The following is a 22,667-nucleotide window of genomic DNA, read 5'->3' as shown; positions in this document are numbered from 1 at the left end:
GGTCCGCTCAGGTTCGATCGTTGTTATCAGTGAATGACGTGCAGTTCGTAACGGGCATCCGCGCGATCGCGGGTCGCATCCTGCGTGCACAGGAACGCGTCCCAGCCCAGCCGCGCGCCGCCGCTCAGGATGCTCGGCCCGACCTCGGAGCGGCGCAGCACGAGCGACACTTCGTACTCGAGCGTCACGCCCGCGAGCAGCGTCAGCATCCGCTCGAGCGCGATCGCCCGCTCCTCGCCGGGCAGGAACGCCTCGTAGTCGCGTTTCGACAGCGGCCCGACGACCAGCCGCGCGCGCATGTCGCGCTGCCAGACGCGCTCGCCGACGAGCGCGGTCGCGCCAAGCGTCGCGTTCACGTCGCCCAGCACCGACAGCTGGTCCGGCGGCACGTCGTACCATTTGCCGACGAACTGATCGACCCGGATCGGCACGCGGAAATACTCGGACAGCGCGCGCTGCAGATAGGCCGCCGACACCGGCCGGTGCCGCGCGGCGAGCGCATAGCCCGCGATCGCCTCGTCGATCAGCGCGCCGCGGCCCTGCTGCACGCTGCCGCGCGCCTCGTCGTTCGACACGCCCGCGAGCGCCAGCAGCAGCGGCAGGTAGCGCTCGTCGCGATCCAGCTCGTAATGGAACGGCAGCCGGTACTTCTTCCACGCGGCGTAGAACAGCGCGGTCGCGCGGTTCGAGAACACGTCGAAGAATTCGCGCGCCGCATGGTCGCGCTTCAACTGCTCGCGCGCGATGATCTGTTCGGTGTAGTGCAGCGGCAGCGCACCCTGCGCGCCGAGCAGTCCGAAGAACGCCGGCGTGAGGTCGACCCGGTCGATCTCGCCCTGCTCGAGCGCCGCGCGGCGCTGGTCGTCGTCCTTGAACTCGGTGCCAGCGTCGCCGTAAGTCTGCGCGCGCTCGATCTCGCTCGGCGGAAAACCGAGCGAGATCGTGTTCCGGAAGCCGATCCGCCGCGCGACGATCTCGCCCGGACGGTGCACCATCGCCGGATCGGCTTCGCGTTTGGCGAACCACGTCTCGAGGAGCCGCACCGCCTGGAAGAATTCGAAGCGATGCGGTTCGTCGAGCAGCCGGTCGACTACGCCAGGATCGATTCGCCGCTGCGCGGTTTGCATCGCATGATCTCCTCGCCGGTGCGCTTCGACACGACGATCAGTTGGATGAAGCTGTTCAGATGCACGTACAGCCCGAAGAACGCATCGATGACCCGGACGAACGACGCGAGGCTCGTGCCGACGAAATGCTCCTCATCGACCGTCAGCCGGATCTCGATGCCGCGCACGAAAGTCGCGAACGGTTTGCCGGGCAGCCATTGCACGGCGTTCTTCTGCTCGATGCCGACGATGCCGTCGATGTGACGGATCGACACCGCGGTGCGCCGCAGGTCGTACAGCGTGAGCATTTCCTTCAACGCGGACAGGCCGTGGTTCACGAGCGACACGTGATTGAGCGCCAGATGCGAGATCAGCCGCCAGTGCGCCGAGCGGCCGCGGTCGAAGCGCACGCTCGGGGTCGGGCGGCGCAGCATCGAGATATGGCCGGTCTGCGCTCCGCCGTCGAGAAACAGGTCGCCGCCTTCGAGCCCCGTCGCGAGGCCGGCGGGAAGGTCGCGGTTGGTGCAGGTGAGATCGAGGCTCAGCGTGTCGGTCTGCGGCGACGCGGGCTCGAAATCGATGTCGACGATCGAGATCTCGGTTTCGTAGCCGGGGCTCTTCTGCGCAACCCAGTCGTTGCGGCGCGCGAACCAGTAATGGCCGACCCGCGCCGTCTCGCCGTGGTGCAGCGAATAGAACGGCCTGAATTCGATCACCGCTTCGTCGTGCGCCTTCTGCCGCACCAGATGCACCGAATCGATCGAGTACACCTCGTACGCGAATGCGCGGCGCGACTCGGCGATGACCGGGTACGACACCGCCTGATGGCTGATGCGGATCGGCTCCCCGTGCTGCTTGAACAGATTGACGACCGGCGTGCAGAACAACCGGAAGTGGTTCGACGACAGCATGTCGAGCAGACGCGCGACATGCGAATCGCCGCGCACCTCCTTCAGCACCACGTGCAGGGTCAGGCGATGGCAGCGGCCCGCCTTGCGCGCCATGTCCGCGAGGTCGAAGTCGACGAAGTTGAACTTGTCGGGAAACGCGAAGTACTCGGTCAGCAGCCGGTACGCGGGGTGCGATTTCGCCGGGTAGTCGATCAGCGCATCGGCTTCATCGAAGCCGGCCTGCTCGAACGGCGTGCGGCGCAGCGCGATCCACTGGCCCTTGCGCTCGGGTTCGACGTAGGTGGCCAGCGTGTTCGCGAACAGGCAGTCGGACAGCGCCGCGACGAACGACTGCTCGCCGTGCAGATGCGCGCGCAGCCGGTCGACTTTGAGCGCGGCGAGGTCGAGCTGCGGCGCGATCGATTCGAACGTGATCGAGATGACGCCCGTGGCGTTGCCGGGCAGCACGGTCGCGCTCGGCGCGGTGGCGATCGACGCGTAGCGCGCCTCGGAGATCCGGATCGGCGCGAGCGTCACATCGTAGGCGGTGCGGAACTGGCATTGCACGCCGCGAATCGCGCGGCTCTTCAGTTCGGTGCCGCGCTCGACGACAAGCGGCTCGGTTTGCTGCGACAGCGCGCTCGACGTGCCGAACTGCGCGATCGAGCAGGACGGGAACGGCCGCAGATAATGCGGATAGAGGACTTCGAGCAGCGCCTCGGTGAATTCGGGGTAGTCGTCGTCGAGCTTCTTGTTGATCCGCGCGCCCAGCAGCGCGAACGACTCGATCATCCGCTCGACGTGCGGATCCTCGCAGTGCTCGCCGGATAACGCGAGGCGCGCGGCGATTTTCGGGTATCGATCCGCGAAATCTCGCGAATAGCGCCGCAGAAACGATAATTCGCGCTCGTAATACGGCAGCAGCTCTTCCATCAATGATCCCCGAAACCTGAAGCTTTCCCGCCGGACTTCCGATTGCCGCGCGGCGCCCGGCGGCTCTCACGGCAGCATGGTCTATAGCTTGGCGGCGCGTGCGCGCGTCACCGAATATTGCAGCGTCGACGGCTGCAGCATCGCATCGAAATTCACCGGCTCCTCCGCCGGATGCACGACGAGCAGCGCCTGGATCGCGAAGTACAGCGCGTTGGTCGACTGCTCGTTCAGTTCGAAAGCGACCGCAACTTGCTGCAGCCGCGGCTCGTGGCGCGCGATCGCCTGCTGAATCGACTTGCAGATGAACGTGCGGTCGTAATGGCTCGAGAGGCTCAGTCCCGCGAAATCGTTCAGGCCGTAGGTCAGTACCGAGTACTGGCATTCCGGCAGCGCGGCCAGATCCTGTTCGGTCAGCGCGATCCGCGTGTTGAGGATCGCCTCGACATCGCGGGCGACCGTGTTCTTCAGCTCCTCCAACGACAGTTGCCGCATGGCCGGTGACGCCGGCAAATGCGGTTCATCGTCGAACAGCTTGTCGAGAAAGCTCGGTTCGAATCGTTTCATCGGGCCAACCGAACGGGTAATGCAAAACGGGAACGGGGCACCGCGTGCCCCGTTCCCGTCCGACGTCAGACCGCGTAGGTCTTGTCGTTCTTCGTCAGGCTCCAGGCGCCCTGCGTATTGCCGCCCTGGTTACCGCCGATCTTCTGCTGCGTCTGCTTCCACTGCACGGCAGCGTACTTCAGCGAGAACTGCTCGACCGGCAGGCCTTCCTTCTGCACGCTCGGCGTGACGCTCGAGATGATCACGTACTTCAGCTTGATCTCGAGGTACTTGACGCGCTGGCCTTCGCCGTCCGAGCGCATGAAGTCGATCGTCACTTCATCGAACGTCGTGCCGCCCGATGCGTGCTGGTACAGCAGCGGGCTGACCTTGTCGATTTCCTTCGTGAAGACCATGTCGCCGTGTTCGCAGCGCTCCGACGTGTGGCCGCCCGACGTCGACGAGGTCGCCGAGCGCGGCTGCACGATCGAGTGATCCCACGACTTCACTTCGACCCAGTTCGCGTGGTCCTTGTCCTGCGATTCACCCTGAATGGCGGGACTACCGAATTTCAAGTAAATGTCTAACATGACGCGTCGCTCCCCAAAGAGGTGGTTTTAACATCCTACCCAGGCGGCCCGCCCGGGCGATTTAGGTTTCGTTTATGAATTTGCCGATTTGGGCAGGTCCGCCACCAGACGCAGAGAGATCGACAACTCGTCGAGCTGGAAATGCGGCCGCAGGAAGGCAACCGACCGGTACGACCCCGGCTTGCCCGGAATCTCCGCGACCTGCACGGAGGCTTCGCGCAGCGGGAACTGCGCCTTTTGTTCCTGCGTCGCGTTGTCATCCAGCAGCACGTACTGCGAAATCCAGCGATTCAGGAAAACTTCCACGTTCTGCGCCGACGCGAAACTGCCGATCTTGTCGCGCATCATCGCCTTCAGGTAGTGCGCGACGCGCGATACCGAGAAGATGTACTGCAGCTGCGCGGACAGCACGGCGTTCGCATTCGCGCTGTCGGTGCTGTATTTCTTGGGCTTCTGCACCGACTGCGCGGCGAAGAACGCCGCATAGTCCGAGTTCTTGCAGTGGACGAGCGGGATGAAGCCGAGGTCGCTCAGCTCCTTTTCGCGGCGGTCGGTGATCGCGATCTCGGTCGGGCACTTCAGCGCGATCTCGCCGTCGTCGGTCTTGAACGTGTGGGTCGGCAGATCCTCGACCAGGCCGCCGCCCTCCACGCCGCGAATCGCGGCGCACCAGCCGAAATCGTCGAACGCGGCCGTGAGACGCGCGGCGAACGCCCATGCCGCGTTGCACCACAGATACTTGCTGTGATCCGTGCCGTCGACTTCCTCGACGTAGTTGAAGCCTTCGGCCGTCAAACCGTCCTTCGGATTGAAGGGCAGGCGGCCGAGGAAGCGCGGCAGCGTCAGGCCGACGTAGCGCGAATCCTCCGCGTCGCGGAACGACTTCCACTTCGCGTACTCGACCGTGTCGAACACCTTGCCGAGGTCGCGCGGCTTGCCGAGATCGGAGAACGATTCGAGGCCGAGCAGCTCGGGCGCGGCCGATGCGATGAACGGCGCATGCGCGGCGGCGGCCACGTGCGACATCTGTTCGAGGAAATACTGGTCTTCCGGCTGGCGGGAGATTTCGTAGTCGCCGATCAGCGTGCCGAACGGCGCGCCGCCGAAGGTGCCGAATTCTTCTTCGTAGACCTTCTTGAAGAGCGCGCTCTGGTCGAACTCGCTCGCGCCCTTGAAGTCGCGCACGAGATCGCGCTTCGGCGCATGCAGCGCCTTGATCTTGATCGTCGAGCCGGTGTTGCTTTCCTTGACCAGGTAGTCGAGGCCGCGCCAGGTGCTTTCGAGGCGCTGGAACTCCGGTGCATGCATCACCGCGCTCAGTTGCGTGGAGATCAGGCGATCGAGCTCCGCGACCCGCGCGTCGATCGTCGCCGACAGGTTGTCCGACACCACCACCGTGCCGTCCAGCACCTGATGGACGAGTTCGCCGATCAGATCCTTCGCGCGCGCATGTTCGGAATCGGACTTCGCGACCTTGCTCTTCTCGACGATCTCGTCGAGCAGCGAGGATTCGGTATTGCTGGTTTCCGCACCGCCGGCCTGGGCCGCAGCTGTTTGCTGATTCATCTCACACCCCGTGCTTATTCGCCCTTGTCACCGCTGCCCGAGCTTTTCGCCAGAGCCTGCAATTGCTGAGTATTCGTCAGCACCTCGCTCAGAAGATCCTCGAGCTTGTCGTTGCCCGCGAGCTTGTTGCGCAAATCGGCGAGCTTCGAGCGCGCCTCGAGCAGCCGGCGCAGCGGTTCGACCTGCGCCACCACTTCGTCCGGGTTGAAATCGGCGAGCGACTTGAATTTCAGATCCACCGCGAACTTGCCGCCGCCCTCGCTCAGGCGGTTTTCCACCTGATAGGCGGCGCGCGGCTCGATCGCCTTCATCACGTCGTCGAAGTTGTCGCGATCGATGTTGACGAACTTGCGGTCGCGCAGCTTCGGCTGTTCGATCTCCGACTGGCCGGCCAGATCGCCGACCACGCCGACGACGAACGGCAGTTCCTTGATCTCGATCGCATCGCCCCGCTCGACCTCGTAGGTCAGCTGGACGCGGGGCGGCCGAATCTTCTGCAAGCGCTTCTGGATGCTTTCTTTCTTCGCCATCGACGGCTCCCGTTTAGAAGTGGGTCACGCGTGGGGTTCAGCGCAGCGCGCTGAACGGATCGCCGCCGGCGGACTTCGCGGGTGCGATCGGTGCGGCGGGCGCCGGTGCGGCCGGCGTCGGCGCGGCGGGCGCCGCGGCCGTGGCGGCTTCGGGCGCGCTCTCGGGCGTCTTCGCGCGGCGCACGATCCGGCGCTTCTTCACGACCGGCTTGGTGGCCTGCTGGTCGGGCGGGAACAGCGCGGCTTCACCGAGCGTGTCGCGCAGTTGCTTCGCGAGCGCCTGCGCGTCCGACTTCGCGTCGCCCGCGAGCGACGCATCCTGGCGCAGCTCGCCGAGCGACTGGGTCGCGATCCGCAGGCCGGCCACCGCGAGCACGCTCTTGGCCTGACGGTCGGTCTGGTCGCGCTGCAGCGCTTCCTGCGCCGCCACGATGGCCTGGCCGTAGTGACCTTGCTGGAATTGGATCTGAGCGATCCGCGACCACGGTTCTTCACGCGTCGGATCGGATTTGGCGAGTTGCTGGTAGAGCCCGATGGCGCGATCCTGATCGCCGCCCTTCGCGACAGCGTCGGCATCGGCCAACGATTTGTTGAACGCCTCGGGCGTCGGCGCGGCGGTCTGTGTCGTCGCACAGCCGGCGACCACGGCGCATGCCAACACTACCCCTGAGAGTTTTGCGAAGAGACGGTCTTTCATCGTTATATCACCGGCGCGGGAGTTTTAAATCGTTAAGAATCTGTAGTTTTGCTTTGCTACAAGCGCGCGGGTATAGTACCGATCAATTTTTCATAATTCAATCTTCACGTGAAGCGGTATCGCTTTTAAAGCCCCTCATCCACGCGCGGGTAGTGGCTGCACGCAATCTCCGATCCGACTTGCATAGTATGTCTATTGGCAATTATTACCAGAAAAATCGCCGCGGGAGAAATAGGCGGAAAATTTTTCCGCAGCTTTTCATCGATCGGCGCGTATTACCCGATAGTTGAACATGCGATCGTCATTTCGCTGCAATGCACAGGTAATTGACTGGTAGTTTTGACAGGGAGCGACAGGCACCCAGCCTGAAACATCAATGAATGTGTCTTTAATCCGTTATGCGCTGCCGCTTGCCGCATGCGTCCTTCTGGCAGGCTGCGCCGCCGCCGTCCCGCTGCTCGGCTCGGCCGGCAGCGCCGCGCTGCAACTCGCCGGCATCGGCAAACCCGACGTGCCCGACGCGCAGAAGCCGCCGCGCGAATTAGGCGTGACGCTCTATGCGGCGCCGAATCTCAACGCAGCCAACGACAATCGCCCGCTCGCGCTGGTCGTGCGGCTCTACGCGCTGAAGGATCCGACATCGTTCCAGCAGGCGCCGTTCGACAGCTTCACCGATCCGAACAAGGAAAAGGCCACGCTGGGCAGCGACCTGCTGAGCGTGCGCGAAATCACGCTGATTCCCGGACAGCGTTACAACGCGACCGAGAAGGTGTCGCGCGAAGCGCAGGCATTCGGCATCGTCGCGTTGTTTCGCGACCCCGCGCTGCAGCGCTGGAAATTCGCATTTGATCCGGCGAAGTCGGAGAAATCCGGCATAATTATCGGCCTGCACAACTGCGCGATGACCGTAACGGGCGGCACTGTGATCTCGCCGCAGCAAGGTGCGCCGGGCCAGCAGCTCAATTTACTTTCATCGGTCAGCTGCGGTTAAAAGATCAAGATGACGCGCAGACGTCATTTAACAAGGATTTACATTCGCGCTTGAATTGAGGGTGCGAATAAAGCGACTCGCCGCCTAATCATATTTAACCGGGTTCGACATGAGTTATTCGGCCAAGGTGCTTTGGGGAGAGGGCCTGTTTCTCAGGCCTCAGCACTTTCAGCGTCAAGACGCCTACCATGAGGCTCGGTTGTTCGAGTCCATCCAGGCGATTCAGCCTTATAACTGGGGGGTGCGTTCGGTGCGGTTCGACCGGGATGCGCTCGGCAGCAACGTGCTGCGCGCGAGCGAGCTGTCGCTGGTGTTCCCGGACGGCGCGCTCTATTCCGCCCCGCAGGCCGACGAACTGCCGCCGCCGATCGCGCTCGACACCCTGCCCGACGGCATCAACGAATTCACGTTCTACCTGGCGCTGCATCCGCTGCGCGAGAACGGCTCGAACTATGCGGACGACCGCGACGCCGGTTTCGTATCGCGCTTCGTGAGCGAGCAGGCGCCCGTCGCCGACCACTTCACCGATGCCGCCGAAGCCGACATCACGTTCCTCAAGACCAACGTCAAGCTGATCGCGCATAGCGAGCCGCGCGACCAGCTGTTGTCGATTCCGCTCGTACGGGTGCGCCGCACGGCCACGTCCGGCTTCGAGATCGACGACAGTTTCGTGCCGCCGTGCCTGGCGATCGACGCATCGCCGATCCTGCACCAGCGCCTGCGCCAGTTGATCGACGCGCTGCAGGCGAAGGTGAACGCGCTGTACGGCTTCCATCGGGAGCCGACCAAGAACATCATCGAATTCCGCTCCGGCGATATCGCGTCGTTCTGGCTGCTGCATACGGCGAGCGCCGCGTTCGCCGCGCTCGCGCATCTGCACCAGCATGCGGCGCTGCATCCCGAACGGCTGTTCCAGGAACTGCTGCGCCTCGCCGGCCAATTGATGACGTTCTCGAAAGGCTACGTGCTCGCCGATCTGCCGGCGTACCGGCACGACGATCCCGGCCCCGGCTTCGCGCGCCTCGACACGATCCTGCGCGACCTGCTCGAAACGGTGATTTCGACCCGCTACTTCGCGATCACGCTGGAGGAAGTGCGGCCGTCGTTCCACATCGGGCGGCTCGACTCCGGCAAGATCGACGACAAGACCGAGTTCTATCTGGCCGTCTCCGCCGACATGCCGTCGGTCGAGCTGGTCGACGCGGTGCCCGCGCGCTTCAAGGTCGGCGCGCCGGACGACGTCGACAAGCTGGTGCTGTCCGCGATGCCTGGCGTGCGCCTGTCGTATACGCCGCAGGTGCCGCCCGCGATTCCGGTGCGCCCGGGCGCGTGCTACTTCTCGCTCGACGCGCGCAGCGCGCTGTACGACCGCATGCTGCAATCCCAGTCGGCGATGATCTACGCGCCGTCCGGCATCAACGACCTCAAATTTGAACTGATCGCCGTCACATCATGAGCTACGCGCCTTCCCTCTTCGGCGGCAATGCGCCGCCCAATGCGCCGCAAACGGCGTCGTCGACCGATGCCGGCTTCCAGGCGCGCTCGCTCCTCGATCTGCTGTACGACGGCTTTTTCATGCTGTTCCTGCTGAAGAACGGCCGCGAGCCGGGCGATGCGACCGAGTTCAGCACGCGCATCCAGGAGTTCCTGAGCGACTTCGAGCGCGGCGCGAAGAAACTCAATATCGCCGCGGACGATGTCTACGCGGCGAAGTTCGCGTTCTGCGCGGCGATCGACGAATCGGTGCTGTCGTCGCAGTTCAAGATTCGCGCGGACTGGGAGCGCAAGCCGTTGCAGCTGGTGCTGTTCGGCGAGCAGCTCGCCGGCGAAAAGTTCTTCCAGTACCTGGAGGAATGCCGCGCGCAGGGCGCAGCGCGGCTGCAGTCGCTCGAGGTGTTCCACATGTGCCTGCTGCTCGGCTTCCAGGGCAAGTACCTGCTCGAAGGGCCGGAAAAGCTCGCTTACCTGACCGCGCGCCTCGGCGACGAGATCGCGCACATGAAGGGCAAGCGCGCGGCATTCGCACCGCACTGGCCGCTGCCGGACCAGATCTCGCACCGGCTGAAGCGCGAGGTGCCGCTGTGGGCGATCGGCGCGGTATTCGCGCTCGTCGGGCTGCTCGCGTTCCTCGGGCTCAACACGTATCTGAAGGACAGCACGCTGCGGGCGCTCGCGCCGTATTCGCAGGTGATCAAGCTCGGGCCGGAGTCGGCCAATTTGACGATTTCGCTGCCTTGAGCGGCGGGAGCGTGTGGCTGGTGGCCTGTCGGTTTTAATTTGTGCAGGTCGGTTTGCGAGATTAGATGCGGGTTGTCGGACCGACATGACGGTTCGATCGGCCGTTCGCATGCGATAGCGAATCGATCGATTCGGAACGCTCCGTTCAATGCCTCTCCCGCGCACCGGATTTCCCGACCGGCTCTGCCGCTCACCGCCAATCCTCCTCGCTCGCGTCACGAAGGCGCCTCGATCCCCTCGCGTTTGCGCTGGCCTCTTCACCTTCCGTCGACTATCGTGAATGCATCATGCATTCCGCATGCCGACCACCCACGACGCGCTTTTCAGAACGCTCGCCGATCCCACCCGCCGAGCGATCTTCGAGCAATCGTGCCGGGAAGGGAACCAGACGGTCGGTGCCTTGACGGCTCATGCCGGCGTATCGCAACCGGCCGTCTCGAAGCGTCTCGGCATCCTGAAGCAGGCCGGGCCGGTGCTCGATCGCCACGAAGGCCGCCAGACGCACTACAGCGCGCAGCTCGGCGCGCTGGTGTCGTTGATCGACTGGGCCTGCCAGATGTCCGGCGTCTGGCACAACCGCTTCGATCACCCCGAAGACCTGCTGAAACGGATGGATCAATGAACGAGCGGGCGCGGTTCTTCGTATCGCTGGAGCAGGTACCGGCACGGATGGCGTGACGTCTTCCCTGCCATTTTCGACATCGGCCCGGCATCGCGGATGACGAGCCCGCGCTTGAGGAGCAACGGACATGACGAAAGGCGAGTCGCAGGAAAGCCCGTCTCCTTCCCGACTGATAGACGCGAAAATCGAGGCGCTGAACGACTGGCGCGGCAGGCTGCTCGGCCGGCTGCGCGGTCTGATCAGGGAAGCCGATCCCGACGCCGTCGAGGAATGGAAATGGAGAGGCGTTCCGGTGTGGTCGCACGACGGAATACTCTGCACCGGCGAAACCTACAAGAACGTGGTGAAGATGACCTTCGCCAAGGGCGCCGCGCTGAAGGATCCCACGGGCCTCTTCAATGCCAGCCTCGAAGGGAACACCCGGCGCGCCATCGACTTTCACGAGAACGCGACGATAGATGAAGCGGCGTTGAAGGCGCTCATTCGCGCCGCCGTCACGCTGAACACATCCAAAGTCAAAACCAAAAGCTAGCCCACGGCGGTCGTCTGTTGCCGGAGATCGGGCGCGCGCTAGCCGGAGCAGGATCGTCGGCGGCAGGACGCAAGCCGCGCGCCTCGCCGCGTTCGCGTCGCCGGCCGCCCCGCGGACCCGGGTGGAATCTCCCCAGGTCCGCGAGCGCCGGCTGCGCAGCGATGAATCAGGCCGTCATCGGCGATGACCGATCACGGACGACTGCATCATTTCTTGAGGTTGCCGGCCGGGAGGCCGCTGGCGAACCGATTCGTATAGCCGAGCGTCCCCACGCCGCCGATCGAGTTGCACGTCGGCGATGCGGCGCCGGCCGGGCAATCGACGTCCCGGTCGAACGACCAGAAGTGAACGCCCGCGATTCCGTTCTGTTTCGCAAAGGCGTTAACGGTGTCGACGTCGGCCGGCGTGAAGGTTTCGCCGCTCACGTCGTTGCCGCCGATCATCGGCGTCAGCTCGATCTGGTTATACGGCACGCCCCAGTGATCGTGCAGGTTCAGCGCCGCCTGAACGGCCGACTGCCCCATCTGGCAGGTTCCGTTCGCGACCACGCAGTTGCCCGGTCCCGCCGAACCGTAGTCCATCGTCATCAGGTTGATGGTGTAGTTCTTCAGCCCGGCTGCCTGGATCGCCTGCATGACCCAGTCGCCGTAGATGTTGAAGCTGTCCGGCGCGTTTGCGCCCCAGGAGCTGGCGGTCGTCGCGCCGGACTGGGAAGGCGCCAGCGTCGCCAGCGTGAAGCTGAAGCGCAGATTGGGGTAGGTCTGCTGGGCCACCACCACGCGTTGCACCAGATCGCTGATCACCTGCTGCGTCTGTCCTCCCTCGATATCGAAGTCGATCCCGATGAGGTTGCTCGACGCATAACGATTGATGAAAGTCGCCATGCCCGCATCGGAACCGCAGGTAAACGCGCCCGCCGCACCGCCGGTGGAAATCACGTAGTTCACGTTGGCCGCGGCGAACAGCGGTACGTTGGTGGTCGCCAACGCATCGGCATTGACGCCCCCCCAGTTCTCGCTGCCGCATTCGCCGGTGGCGAAAGCGAGCGTCATCGTGCGAACACTGGCCGGCAGCACCGACAGCACGGGGTTGATCTGGCCGGTGACGTTCGACGAGATGACGTTGGTGTTCCAGTTCATCGAGATCGTCGCGTCCTTGTACGGGCTATAGACGAAGTTCGGCGCCGTCCCCGTGCCGGAGCTGCTCGATGGGCCGGGAGGCGCGCCCGTGCCCGTACAGGCACCGACGACGGTCCACGGCTTGCCGCTGCCGGCCGCCCCGCTGTTCGAGGCCGGGCTCTGGTTCTGCGTCCACCAGTTGGCCTGGTAGTTGACGCCGTTCAGCGATGCCGTATTCCCTTGCGTATAGGCCTGAGTGGCGCTCCACGGCGCCTGGCAGCTACTCGCCGTCGACGCCGCCGCGAAGGTGGGTCGCGTCGAGATCGTGGCGGCCCCTGCGTCGAGAGGCGTCCACACCGACAGGAAAACCGAGGCGGCACCCAAGGCCAATCGCAGCACGACTCCAGATCGTTCGTTCTTCATTTCGTTGCCCTCATTGAGATGGTGGGTTTATTTCCGATACATGCACATCCAGTCGATCCTTGAAACACGTTCCGATGCGGGCAATCGCGATTGCCCGTTCCGTCTTTTCGGCAAGGATTGCTAACCCGGTTATTTTTCCCTGCCGTTTTTTCAACGCGAAGGCGACGACGTGCCGCGTCAAGCCAGGCGAGCGAGCGCCGCTGAGCGGCGAGCGCCACCTGCTTAACGCCATATAGGAAATTCCGGCTACCGCACGTCGTCATTCGCGGTACTGAGGCGCTCGACACGCCGCGCTGGCCAACGAATCAGCGCGCCGCCGACGAGCCCCCATTCGCCCGGACAACGCGCACCTGATTCCAGCCCCCGAATCGAGGCCGACGGTGCTGCGCACGGGCGCCGCTTCACCCTCGGGCCCATTCAGCCGGCCGAGGTCTGCGCGAGAGGCACAACCTTCATCGTGTACGACGTCCGCCCGGGCACGTCATCGAGGAACGTCGACACGAAACTGGCTCGTCACGCCCTGCGCCAATAAGGTGACGCCGATGGGGCCGCGCGCGAGCGCATTGATTTTGAGCGAAGCAGCACATTACCCGTCCTGTTCGCCTGGGCGATCATATCAACAGGATTTTATAAAGAGTATATTTTTCTATATCCACAATTCCGATTAAATCCATTCAACAATTTCCGCACTTTCAGAAACGTCGCCGCAATTGATTTAATAAATATGTAATTTTCACGGCAGACCGGCGTATGCGCGGCGCGTTGTCCGGGGCGAGTGCGTCGGTATGAGCAAAGCGCCGTCGATCCCCTTGCGCGTCATGTGGCGCGGCAGGAGACATCGGGCGGTGTGTCGGAAGCTTCGCTCGGCGCGCGGGCCGGGAAGGGACGTCGAAGAAATCCGGTTCGTAGCGTGCCCGATGATCGGCAATCGCGGAGGATCGGGCAGCGCTTTCGGGAGAAGTGGCCGGTTCCTGTCCAGCCGGGGATGACCCGCTCATGCAATATCTGCTCATGTCGCGATCTTTTGCGAAATCGGCCGTTTCATTCTATTCAATGGCAAATCGAATATCTGATAACCCGCTGCTTGAATTGCCCGATTTACATCTCCCATCATCGCAATATATCCAGCCGATCACCGATCAAATCAAATTCATGACATGCATATTAATATGGAAGAAAAACCGTCTTTATTCGATTCCGCCCCGGCTCGCAGCGATGCGAAACGCGACGTCAAAGACACGAACCGCACGCCGATCGGGCTGACCGGCAACGCAGAAGATTCCCGGAGCGATCCGTTCAATCGGCAATGACCTCGACTCTCGCGCCGGCGCGCATCGCCAGCTCGCAAAGCTGTGCCAGCTGCTCGAGGAACGCGCGCGCCGGGGGCGGGAGCGGATCGCCCGCCCGCAAGACATCGCGAAGCTCCTCGGACAGCGCCGACAACGCCGGGCCGTCGAACCGCATCTCCGCGCCGGCGCCATAGTAGTGACGCCAGAATGCGCGCAGCCGCCGGATTTTCGGCCACGCCATGACGACGTCGTATGCCGCCTCCCATACGTCGTCGGATTGTTCAAGACGGCTCAATATCTTTCCTTCGATACCGTCCTGGCGCGCGAGAATTTGACGAGTCATTGACAGGTGCCGGGTGCCCCCGAGGTCTCGGGAAATTGCGTCACGACCGTTCCGTTGGTCGCGCTGGTCGTCAGCAGCCGTACGCATTTTTCGCCCACCGTGCCCACGACGATGCCGAGGTTCGCGTCATAGCGGATCCGGCCGTCCGGCTGCACGGTCCGGGTCTTGTTGGTCGCGGTCTGCACCTGTTTGCACAGGTTCTGCTGCGCCGCCTGGGTGCAATAAGACGTGGTGAACTGGTTGGCGCCCGGATTCGGCGTGCAGTGGCGCTGGTAGATATGCGCGAAGCCGTTCGCGTCGACGACGCACACGGCATCGGCGGCGGCCGACGTCGCGGACTCCGCGGGCGCAGTCGCCGTAGGCGTCTGGCAGCCCGCGATCATCGCGACGGCGAATGCGAGGGAAACGAGTCGAAGGGGGGTGGCCATGAGTTTCTCCTTATATCAGCATAGAGGGTTGTCGAGATTCAACGGAATGAAATGATGTGATGTCGTTGCCAATCGGGTTGCTCGATCGTGGGTACCTCCCGTTCTGCCCGTGGTCCATGCGCGATCCCGCATGCCGCCGCGTCGCGAGCGGCCCCGGTCTCACGACAGTGCCCGTAACGCCAGCACGGCATTGAGCCCGCCGAATGCGAAGTTGTTGGACAGCGCCGCGCGGATCGCCATCGGCCGCGCCGCGTTCGGCACGACATCCAGATCGCAGGCCGGGTCGAACGCCTCGTAGCCCGCGGTCGGCGGCACCACGCTCTGCCGCATCGCCATCAGCGTGGCCACCAGCTCGATGCCGCCCGCCGCGCCCAACGCATGCCCGTGCATCGACTTGGTCGACGACACCGCCAGCCGGTCCGCATGCGCGCCGAACACCTGGCGGATGGCCTTGCACTCCTCCGCGTCATTCACCGTCGTCCCGGTGCCGTGAGCATTGATGTAGTCGACGTCGTCCGCGCGCAGGCCGGCCGTATCCAGCGCCGCGCCCATCGCGCGCGCGGGGCCGGCCGCCGACGGGTGGACGACACTGGAGGCGTCCCCGCTCATGCCCACGCCGGCCAGCTCGGCATAGACCGGCGCGCCCCGCGCGAGCGCGGACTCCAGCGTTTCGAGCACGACGATTCCCGCGCCCTCGGCCAGCGTCATGCCCTTGCGGCCCAGCGAGAAGGGCCGGCAGGTATCCGTCGACATCACCCGCATCGATTCGAACGCCTTGAGGTTGGTGTAGACCAGATTGGCCTCGCTGCCGCCCGCGATCGCCCGATCCACGAAGCCGTGCCGAACCATGAGCCACGCCTGCGCGATCGCATGATTGGCGCTGGCGCAGCCGGTCGAGATCACGAGCGTCGGCCCGGTGATGCCGAACGTCATCGAGACGAAGCCCGCCGACGCCTGATGATTCGTGCGCGGCACCAGCAACGGGTTGCAACGCGTGCGCCCTTCGCCGAGAAACTTCCACGCCGCCTCTTCGCGCGCCTGCTCGCCGCCCGCGCCCGAGCCGAGAACCACCGCCGTCCGGAACCTGTCGTAGTCGGCGTCGATCAGCTTCGCGTCGCCCAGCGCCTCGCGCGCCGCCACGACCGCGTACTGCGCGTACGGATCGAGCAGCGCCAGGTCGTCTTCGCCGAAATGATCGAGCGCCCGGTAATCCGGCACTTCGCCGAGCGGCACGGTCACCGAGTAGCTGCCCACTCTGCGGGCCGCGGGGCGGATGCCGCTCCTGCCGCTCGCCAGCGCGTCCCATACGGCCTGCCGGCCGATACCGAGCGCGGACAGGCAGCCCACCCCGCTCACGACCACACGTCTCGCTTCGCTCATCGCCGCCTCGCCGAAACATACGGAACGAGGGCCGGGCCCCTGCCGACCGGCCCGCTCATGCATCCACCCGCGCGCCGTGCTTCTCGGCCACCAGCTGCGCGACGACGGTCACCGTCTCGCCGAGCGTGCGCACGGCATCCAGGTGACGGCCGACGATATCGATGCGGAAGAATTCCTCGACCTCGAAGACGATCGAGATGACCGTCATCGAATCGATGCCCAGATCCTGGAACGTGGTGTCCAGCTCGAGCGTCTTTTGCGCGAGGGACGGCTTGACCTGCACCATCATCGCGACGATGCCGTCGCGGATACTGCTCACTTCGCCGACGGGCATGCCGATACGCTGCGCCAACTGCTCTAGGGTGTCTGCCATGGTGCCTCTTCGAAAATATCGCGCTACTGCGCGACGGTGACCGTGATCTGATTGCTCTGCGTGTTTCCGTGCGCATCGCCGACCTCGAGCACGTAGGTCGTGGTGCGCTCGACCGTTACCTGGGTCGATCCGGTTCCTGTGGTGCCGCTCAATTCGAGCGGAACGCTCTGTCCGTTGAGTCTCGCCGTCGTGGCGTTCAATGTCTGCCAGTTGAACGTGACCTTCCCGCCCGGCGCCACCGTCTTGTTGTCGACCACGAAGTACTGGCACTCCAGCCATGGGCCCGGACCGATGTACCGGGTCTGCGGCCCTCCCGGCCCCGTCGCGATCAGCTGCCAGATCACCGGCGGCTGAGGCGGCAGCGGCGGCGGATTCTGCTCGGCGCGGCCGCGTCCGTTGAGGATCTGGAATTGCGCGAAGGCGCTGCCCGGCGGCAACGCGAAGTAGAGAATGGACATCGGCTGCAGGCGAACGGTCAGCGGCCGCTGCACCGGGCCGCCATATCCTTCCAGCGTGAGCGTGAAGGTCACCTCGCTCGCATTGTCGGGCGCCAGATGGCCGGGCTGCACCTTGCGGGAGCCCTGGACCGGCACCTGGGGGAGGGTCTGCGGCGTGAGGGTCGCCCGGGTCGCGTACTGCGAACTCCAGGTGAGCGTCACCGTGTCGTCGAACCCGATGTCGAGCCCGGCGGGTCCGAAGTCCACGACGGCCACCTTGCCCACCTGCACGGACACGTCCGTGCCCGCGTGCTCGTTCGCGTCGTTATAGACCGTCAGCGTGTAGGTGGTCGACGGCGGCTGCGGCACGACCTGGAACCAGCCCTGATAGACGGTGCCGGTACAAATCTGGCGCTGGCCGCCCGGCATCAGTTCCACATACGCGCCGCCGATCGCGGTGAACGCGATGGTCGACGGCTGGTTGAGCGTGACCGTGGCCGGGCTGGGCAGCGCGCTGATCGACAGCGCCGGCCCGGTGATCGCCACCGGCAGGCGGGTGCTGCCGTAGGCGTCGCCCACGCTTTCGTCGATCTCCACGTCGGCGGTGCTGCCCTTCGGCGCGTCCACCTGGATGTTGTTGAGCTGCACGCCGAAGCCCTCGCCGGGCGCCAGCGTCACGCTCGCGAGCAGCGGCCTGACCAGGAACGAGCCGGGCGAACCCGACAACGGATTGATGCCCCAGTCGGGAGACAGCGACAGGGCGCCGACGGCCGACAGCGCGGTCGTCAGCGTGGCCGGCAGCGTGATCGTGACGCTGTCGTAGTCCGCGCGCGTGAAGGTTACGGCCGACGTCCCCCGGTTGATCGCCGCGAACGCGAGCACCGCGGTCGAACCGGTCGGCACGCTGACCGGCGCGACGTCGTAGGTCAGCAGCGTGGCCACGGTGTCGCGCAGGTTGCGTTCGATCTGCAGCACGGTCATGTCACGCCTCCTTCTTGCCGAACGCCCCGCCGAGCTTGAGCCAGCCTTCGCGCAGCGTCGGCGGCGTACCCGCGAGCGTCGCCTCGCCGCCCGGCTGCACGATGTTGCCGTCCTCGCGCCAGACCGATACCCCGCTGCGCTCGATCCAGGTCCAGGTGCCCGTCACCGCCCCCGGCAACGGCATCGTGAGCTTCTCCGGATCGGTCAGCAGCGGTCCCATGCGGAACGTCACGTACATGGTGTCCAGCGCCGCGCTGACCGGGCCGGCGGGCAACGCCATGTACTCGACGGGCTGCACCCCCGACACCACGGGTATCTGGCCGCGCGGGTCCACCAGCACGGTCAGATACTGACGGGTGGCGGCATCGGCGGGCAGCGTGTAGGTGGCGTCGGTGACCACGTAGGGGTTGGGCGCGCGAGGCGCCGCGAGCCGCGGCAGCTCGCGCACGGCATGCGCGAGCTGCTCGGCCATGCCGACGCTCCGGGAGGACATCAGGCGGCGCAGCGTTCCGAGACTCGGCGTATAGCCGTGCGCCGCGTAGAAGGTCGCGTAGTCGTCGCCGAGGTAATAGCCGGTCGTCCCGTTGTTGTCGAGCCCGTGATCGCCGACCCGCACCGGCATCGTCACCCGCGTCAGGCCGCCGTCTTCGTTCTTGCCGGTGGCGTTCCAGTCCTGCCGCACCCAAGGCTGCCCGGACACGCCGAGCGACGTCGCCACGCGAACCACCGCGAGCGGCCGGCCGACCAGCACCGACAGATTGCCGCTGTTGGGCTGGCCCAGCGGATCGGTCTTCCACAGCGTCACGTCGATCGCGTCGAGCAGCGCCTGCAGCGCGCCGACCTGGTTGCTGCCCTGCGCGAGGATCCCGTTCACCAGTCCCGCCAGGTGCGCATTGCCGATGGCGGGCGGCGCACCCAGCGCCGCGCCGACGCCGGGCACCGCATCCCAGCGCACCGCTTCGCCCTGATCGTTCTCGATGCGGATGAGCGCGCCCAGGTTGTTCCCGGCGGCGTCGAACACGGTCAGGCTATCGTCGAGATGATTCGGCAGCAGCCACCCGCACAGCGGACTGGTCGCGTCGGACGAATCGCTCGGCCGGTCGTCGCTCGCCGCATCGACGAGCCATGACGCAAGCCGGCTCGGCTGGAGCATGCGCGGCACCACTTGCGCCGTGCCCGCCACGCCGGCTGTCTTCATCGGCTGCGCAACGACCGGGCGCACGTTGAGATTGGTGTCGACGGCCTTGAGCACCTGGCCGTAGGCATCCACCACCCAAAGCTTCTGGATGACGAAGTGCCCGGAGCGGAACGGATAGAAAGTCGTGCCGGTCGCGGCGGGAATATAGCCGCTGACCCCGCCCGTCATCGGCGCGAGCGGAGAGTCGATGATGCTCGTGGGCTGCGCGAGACGCATGCCGAACTGCTCGTTCAGGCCGCCGAGCGCCTGCGCCAGCACATCGAGGTTGCTCAGCGCGGCGGCGGTCTGCCTGAGCGCGTCGACGTTGAATTGCAGGAGCTTCTGCACGTTGGCCGGCACGGCGAGAAACTGCTCGATCGACACGTTCAGTCCCAGCGCCTGATTCGGCGTGAGCGTGGTGCGGCCGGTATAGATGTCGGTCGGCGGCGCGATGCGGGTGCCGTTCCACACGTAGTCGACGTCGTCGAGCGTCCAGTCCTCGAGCATGCGCTGCAGATTCGTGTCGGGCGCGCTGGGCGACCACGCCACCTGCCAGTCCAGATAGATCGGTGTCCACGGCGTCACCCACGGATCGACGGACACGGACGACGGCGGCACGCCCTGAAAGCCGACCGCGGCCGCCAGCAGATCGCCGCCGGCGAGCGCGAGACCCTCCTCGCTGAACGGCAGCGCCTGCTGCGCGCGAATGACGTCCGCCAGCGCCTGCAGCTGCGCGTCGGTCGGCGCGGACACGCCCGCCTTCGCGTAGGCCAGGCGGGCCATCCAGCGCGCGTTGGCCGGATCGAGCAGCACGGTCTCGACCCAGAACGCCGGGCTTTCCTTCGGAATACCCGATCCCGCCGGCAGGACCGGCGCGAAATCGGCGGCGTCGAGCGTGACGAACGTGGCCGAACCCGGCGGCACCGCCAGCGTGAGCGCGCTCAGCGTCTGACCGGTGAAACGCCCCGCCGCGCCGCGCGCATCGGCGAACGCGCCCGGCTGGGCCAGCTTGCTGTCGGTGCCCGCGCCGGCCACCAGCACGACGGGGTCCATCGGGGCGTAGCTGCGCGGCGCCTTGATGCTGCTCAGCGCATAGTCGTCGCCGAGCAGCACGCGCAGCTTCGCCGCTTCGTCCTCCACCTGCGCGGCAAGCTGCGCGATCTGCTTCTGCGCGACCGGAATGAGGCCGGTGTCGGCGCGGGTGAGCTGCGCGACGTAGTCCTGCACCTGGCTCTTCGGGATGCCGACCCGCGGCGTCCAGTTGATCTGCTTCCACAGCGCCTCGTAGAGCGCCTGCTGGAAGGACCGCAACGCGGCGCCCGTCCGGTCGAGTTGCTGCTGCGAGGCGTTCAGTTCTCCCAGCGCCCGCGTCTGGTCGGGGTCGAGCGGCAAGGTGCTGTTGCCGCCCTGCGCCGCCAGCGACAGGTTGGCGTCGTCCGGCCGCGACACCACCCAGACGTCGCCGGACGGAATCGACCCGAACCGCGCCGCCTGGGTCACCATCTCGTAGCGGGCCCGGTCGGTCGCGTAGTCGAAGATCAGGCCGCTCTGGAACGCGACCAGCATGGTCTCGACTTCCTCCTGCACGGCCGCCGGCATGGTGCTCGCAATCCAGGCGGCGAGCGCTTCGGCCGCATTGCTGCCGACCGACACGGCGGGCGGCGTCGACGACGCGTCCGCATCGGTGTACAGCGGATACGCATACGCGTCGCCCTTCCATTCGATGCTGTGCAGGAACGCATGGCAGAGCGTCTGCGACGCGAACTCGCGCTGCGCCGCCGTCAGCGGCGGACCGCCGGTGATCGGATTGGTCAGCAGCCAGGCCTGCCACGCGGCCTGCGCGGCGGGCACCGTCGTGATCACCGACCAGTCCAGCGCATCCATCAATGCCTGCCACTGCCCGGCGTCGACGAAGCCGCCGTCCGGCCCGAACAGCGGATCGTCGCCCGGCGCCGCGTACCAGCCGAGCACGCTGTAGGAGTAGGTGCCTTGCGCGGTATCGGGCAGCGGATCGTGGAACGCGAACACGTTGCCGACGTTCGCGTAGACCGAGGCGAACGCGACGTTGCCCGGCGCGATCGCCTGCAGAAACGGCGGCTGCGCGCCGGGGGTCGCCTGCCAGGACGCGAGCGTGTGCACCTTGCCGAGTTTCGTATAGCCGAGCGGATCGTCGGGCGCGGGCCAGGATTGCGTACCGTCCTGGCCGGTGTAGTCGCTCTGCAGCACCCAGGCGGTCAGCTCGGGAGGATTGCCGGCCTGCGCCACATAGGAACGCGTGACCAGCCACCGGTTCGGCACGGACGGAAACTGCACCGCGCCCTCGGCATCGGGCTGCTGTCCGCTGCGCAGGGCCGACGGCAGAGTCCAGGTCAGATGCAGGCCCGTCGTCGGCGTCCCGCCGTCGGTCGAGAAAGGGCTCGCGGCCGGCGTGCCGAACGGCAACGCCGTGTAGTCGAAACGCGTGTTCGCCCAAGTGGCCCGCTGCTGGTTCGGGGTGCCGATCAACAGTGCGTCCGTGTACATGGGCACGAACAGGCAAGGGCCGGCCCAGGTCGGATTGACGATCGCGCTCATTGCCGCGCCTCCTTGACTCCGGCCTGCGGCGTGAAGGGCTGCACGCCCGCGCTCTGTACCATCTCGACCGCGAACCCGGCGCCCGTCAGTCCCTCGGAGGGCAGCGCGCCGGCCTCGCGCAGCGCGGCGACCATCGCATCGTGCGTCTTGCTCACGTCGACCACGTTCGCCGCCGCGCCCTTGCGCAAGCTCACCGGCACAGTCCGCGTTCCGATCTGCTGGCCGGCGCTCGCGCCGCTCACATAGCGCAGCGTCGCCGAATAGTTGCCCTGATGGTCGTCGATCACGCCGAAGTGGAGACTCTCCGACGGCTGGTGAATGCGCACCTCGGCCGGCGTATCGGCAAGCAGGCAGATCAGCACGTCGGTGGACAGGCGATCGAGCCGCAGCAGCGCCACGGCCCGGCCGGACGCGTCGGTCGCCGTCACCTCGATCCCCGGCCAGCCCGACACCACCGCCGAACGCAGCAGAAACCCGCTGGGTGCCGCCGGCGCCCCGGCGGCGGGCAGGCCGGTTCGCGCCGCGCGCGCCGCCGTGAGATTGCGCAAGGTCTGATCGACCACGTTCTCGATCTGGCTCATCAGCGTCAGCGCTTCGAGGCTGGAGCCGACCCCGATGCTCGCCGCTCCGTCGATCAGCCGGTTCGTGTAGTTCTGGTCGAGATAGAAGAAGCGGATGGTTTCGGGCGGCAGCATCGAAGCCACGGGCACCAGGTAATCGAACGGCACGCCATAGAGCAGTACCAGCTGGCTGAGCCAGTCCACGCAGGACTGCGGCAGATCCGGCGGCGCGGCCGCGCCGCCCGGCGCCGTGTCGAGGCGGGTCTGTTGCACGGCCGCGCCGGCCAGATCGGCGAGTTGCCGGGTGCGATCGATCGCGGATCTCATGCGCTTCTCCCAGAGGGCG

At 65.7% G+C, this 22,667-nt stretch carries 21 protein-coding genes; 6 read left to right on the top strand and 15 right to left on the bottom strand.

The annotated features are described in order from the left end of the window. Positions 1-26 precede the first annotated feature (26 nt). The 7 genes from tssG to RZR99_RS22525 form a co-directional block, all read right to left on the bottom strand. Positions 27-1,127: a type VI secretion system baseplate subunit TssG gene (tssG, locus tag RZR99_RS22555; protein ID WP_323121988.1), complete on the bottom strand. Its 1,101-nt coding sequence runs from the start codon at positions 1,125-1,127 to the stop codon at positions 27-29. Continuing rightward, a complete protein-coding gene (gene tssF / locus RZR99_RS22550) occupies positions 1,091-2,929 on the bottom strand; it encodes a type VI secretion system baseplate subunit TssF (protein WP_323121987.1) in 1,839 nt (612 codons plus the stop codon). The genes tssG and tssF overlap by 37 nt, the downstream gene beginning before the upstream one ends. Positions 2,930-3,010: 81 nt before the next feature. Then, positions 3,011-3,493 carry a type VI secretion system baseplate subunit TssE gene (gene tssE / locus RZR99_RS22545; protein ID WP_323121986.1) on the bottom strand — a complete coding sequence of 161 codons (483 nt, stop codon included), beginning with the start codon at positions 3,491-3,493 and terminating at the stop codon, positions 3,011-3,013. Between the two features lie 65 nt (positions 3,494-3,558). Continuing rightward, positions 3,559-4,062, bottom strand: coding sequence for an Hcp family type VI secretion system effector (locus RZR99_RS22540; RefSeq protein ID WP_323121985.1), 504 nt, complete (start codon positions 4,060-4,062; stop codon positions 3,559-3,561). A gap of 72 nt (positions 4,063-4,134) precedes the next feature. Next, the gene (gene tssC / locus RZR99_RS22535) at positions 4,135-5,628 is read right to left on the bottom strand and encodes a type VI secretion system contractile sheath large subunit (RefSeq protein ID WP_323121984.1); all 1,494 of its coding nucleotides are present in this window, start codon (positions 5,626-5,628) and stop codon (positions 4,135-4,137) included. A gap of 14 nt (positions 5,629-5,642) precedes the next feature. Continuing rightward, complete coding sequence (gene tssB, locus RZR99_RS22530; RefSeq protein WP_323121983.1) at positions 5,643-6,158, bottom strand: type VI secretion system contractile sheath small subunit; 516 nt, start codon at positions 6,156-6,158, stop codon at positions 5,643-5,645. A 37-nt stretch (positions 6,159-6,195) separates the two neighbouring features. Then, positions 6,196-6,855 carry a tetratricopeptide repeat protein gene (locus RZR99_RS22525; protein ID WP_323121982.1) on the bottom strand — a complete coding sequence of 220 codons (660 nt, stop codon included), beginning with the start codon at positions 6,853-6,855 and terminating at the stop codon, positions 6,196-6,198. Positions 6,856-7,231: 376 nt separating this feature from the next. Here RZR99_RS22525 and tssJ point away from each other — a divergent pair, with 376 nt between their 5' ends. From tssJ to RZR99_RS22500, 5 genes are all read left to right on the top strand, one after another. After that, positions 7,232-7,846 carry a type VI secretion system lipoprotein TssJ gene (gene tssJ, locus RZR99_RS22520; RefSeq protein ID WP_323121981.1) on the top strand — a complete coding sequence of 205 codons (615 nt, stop codon included), beginning with the start codon at positions 7,232-7,234 and terminating at the stop codon, positions 7,844-7,846. Positions 7,847-7,955: 109 nt separating this feature from the next. Further along, positions 7,956-9,302, top strand: coding sequence for a type VI secretion system baseplate subunit TssK (tssK, locus tag RZR99_RS22515; RefSeq protein ID WP_323121980.1), 1,347 nt, complete (start codon positions 7,956-7,958; stop codon positions 9,300-9,302). Beyond that, positions 9,299-10,084, top strand: coding sequence for a type IVB secretion system protein IcmH/DotU (gene icmH, locus RZR99_RS22510; protein WP_323121979.1), 786 nt, complete (start codon positions 9,299-9,301; stop codon positions 10,082-10,084). Before tssK ends, icmH begins: the two co-directional genes overlap by 4 nt. A 298-nt stretch (positions 10,085-10,382) precedes the next feature. Then, positions 10,383-10,706 carry an ArsR/SmtB family transcription factor gene (locus RZR99_RS22505; protein ID WP_323121978.1) on the top strand — a complete coding sequence of 108 codons (324 nt, stop codon included), beginning with the start codon at positions 10,383-10,385 and terminating at the stop codon, positions 10,704-10,706. Between the two features lie 127 nt (positions 10,707-10,833). Then, on the top strand, positions 10,834-11,238 hold the full coding sequence (locus RZR99_RS22500; protein WP_323121977.1) for a DUF1801 domain-containing protein: 405 nt from the start codon (positions 10,834-10,836) through the stop codon (positions 11,236-11,238). A gap of 206 nt (positions 11,239-11,444) precedes the next feature. Here RZR99_RS22500 and RZR99_RS22495 read toward each other — a convergent pair whose 3' ends face one another. Continuing rightward, positions 11,445-12,779, bottom strand: a complete 1,335-nt coding sequence (locus RZR99_RS22495; RefSeq protein ID WP_323121976.1) for a carbohydrate-binding protein — start codon at positions 12,777-12,779, stop codon at positions 11,445-11,447. A gap of 1,169 nt (positions 12,780-13,948) precedes the next feature. On the opposite strand from RZR99_RS22495, the gene RZR99_RS22490 reads away from it, so the two are divergent. Continuing rightward, the gene (locus RZR99_RS22490) at positions 13,949-14,089 is read left to right on the top strand and encodes a hypothetical protein (RefSeq protein ID WP_323121975.1); all 141 of its coding nucleotides are present in this window, start codon (positions 13,949-13,951) and stop codon (positions 14,087-14,089) included. Here RZR99_RS22490 and RZR99_RS22485 read toward each other — a convergent pair. The 7 genes from RZR99_RS22485 to RZR99_RS22455 form a co-directional block, all read right to left on the bottom strand. Continuing rightward, positions 14,076-14,411, bottom strand: a complete 336-nt coding sequence (locus RZR99_RS22485; protein WP_323121974.1) for a hypothetical protein — start codon at positions 14,409-14,411, stop codon at positions 14,076-14,078. The two genes, RZR99_RS22490 and RZR99_RS22485, sit on opposite strands and share 14 nt — an antisense overlap. Further along, on the bottom strand, positions 14,408-14,839 hold the full coding sequence (locus tag RZR99_RS22480) for a hypothetical protein (protein ID WP_323121973.1): 432 nt from the start codon (positions 14,837-14,839) through the stop codon (positions 14,408-14,410). Before RZR99_RS22480 ends, RZR99_RS22485 begins: the two co-directional genes overlap by 4 nt. Positions 14,840-14,998: 159 nt before the next feature. After that, positions 14,999-16,219, bottom strand: coding sequence for a beta-ketoacyl-[acyl-carrier-protein] synthase family protein (locus RZR99_RS22475; protein ID WP_323121972.1), 1,221 nt, complete (start codon positions 16,217-16,219; stop codon positions 14,999-15,001). Between the two features lie 55 nt (positions 16,220-16,274). Next, complete coding sequence (locus RZR99_RS22470) at positions 16,275-16,592, bottom strand: acyl carrier protein (protein ID WP_323121971.1); 318 nt, start codon at positions 16,590-16,592, stop codon at positions 16,275-16,277. A gap of 23 nt (positions 16,593-16,615) precedes the next feature. After that, positions 16,616-18,010, bottom strand: coding sequence for a hypothetical protein (locus tag RZR99_RS22465; protein ID WP_323121970.1), 1,395 nt, complete (start codon positions 18,008-18,010; stop codon positions 16,616-16,618). Position 18,011: 1 nt separating this feature from the next. After that, the gene (locus RZR99_RS22460) at positions 18,012-21,761 is read right to left on the bottom strand and encodes a hypothetical protein (protein ID WP_323121969.1); all 3,750 of its coding nucleotides are present in this window, start codon (positions 21,759-21,761) and stop codon (positions 18,012-18,014) included. Next, positions 21,758-22,648 carry a hypothetical protein gene (locus RZR99_RS22455; protein WP_323121968.1) on the bottom strand — a complete coding sequence of 297 codons (891 nt, stop codon included), beginning with the start codon at positions 22,646-22,648 and terminating at the stop codon, positions 21,758-21,760. The genes RZR99_RS22460 and RZR99_RS22455 overlap by 4 nt, the downstream gene beginning before the upstream one ends. Positions 22,649-22,667: the final 19 nt, after the last annotated feature.

The organism is Burkholderia alba (assembly GCF_034721475.1).
In the GTDB taxonomy this organism is placed as follows: Bacteria; Pseudomonadota; Gammaproteobacteria; order Burkholderiales; family Burkholderiaceae; genus Burkholderia; species Burkholderia alba.
This window is presented reverse-complemented; position numbering and strand designations above follow the sequence as displayed.